This is a genomic window from Micromonospora sp. M51, assembly GCF_018070305.1.
GTDB classification, from domain to species: Bacteria; Actinomycetota; Actinomycetes; order Mycobacteriales; family Micromonosporaceae; genus Micromonospora; species Micromonospora parva.
In genome coordinates this window covers 1-778 of record NZ_JAGPXZ010001341.1, presented here as the reverse complement: position 1 = coordinate 778, position 778 = coordinate 1, and the positions used below count along the sequence as shown (strand labels likewise).

General features: G+C 72.0%; 1 protein-coding gene and 1 pseudogene. Both read left to right on the top strand.

What is annotated here, in order from left to right; genetic code table 11:
* Positions 1–221, top strand: a pseudogene (locus KBX53_RS34705) (acetoin utilization protein AcuC); the annotation flags it as partial.
* A 25-nt stretch (positions 222–246) separates the two neighbouring features.
* Positions 247–778: GNAT family N-acetyltransferase (locus tag KBX53_RS34700; protein ID WP_210864006.1), on the top strand; the 532-nt coding region annotated here is incomplete at its 3' end.

Genomic DNA, 778 nt, shown 5'->3' with positions numbered 1-778 from the left:
CGATCGACCCGGCCACCCTCACCCCACCCGCGTGGCGGGACCTGGTCGCCTCCCGGCAGCTGGGTCGGGAGGTGCCGCTGCGGATGACCGACGACGCCGACCCGTCGTACGAGCCGTGGCAGCCGACCGGCGAGCCGAACGCGGTGGACCGGGCGATCGCGGCCACCCGCAAGACGGTCTTCCCGTTGCTCGGGCTCGACCCGCACGATCCGCGGGACTGAGCCGGGCCGGGGGAGGGCTGTTCCGGTGACGACCGTGGGCCATCCGGTCGACGTGCTGCTCAGCGACGGCAGCACCGTCCAGTTGCGACCGATCGAGCCAGCTGACGCGCCCGGCATCGTGGCGATGCACAGCCGGTTCTCCGAGCGCACCCGCTACCTGCGGTACTTCTCGCCGTACCCGCGCATCCCGGAGCGGGATCTGATCCGTTTCGTCACCGTCGACCACCACGACCGGGAGGCGTTCGTGGTGCTGGCCGCCGACCAGATCGTCGCTGTGGGCCGGTACGAGCGCCTCGGCCCGCAGGCTCCCGAGGCGGAGGTGGCCTTCGTGGTGGAGGACGCCTACCAGGGTCGCGGCATCGGCTCGGTGCTGATGGAGCACCTGGCTGACGCGGCCCGCCGCAACGGCATCATGAGCTTCGTCGCGGAGGTGCTGCCGGCCAACGGGACGATGCTGCGGGTCTTCGCCGACTTCGGCTACCAGGTCCAGCGCGAGTACGCCGACGGCGTGGTCCACCTGAGCTTCCCCATCGCGCCCACCGAGGCCAGCCTGGAGG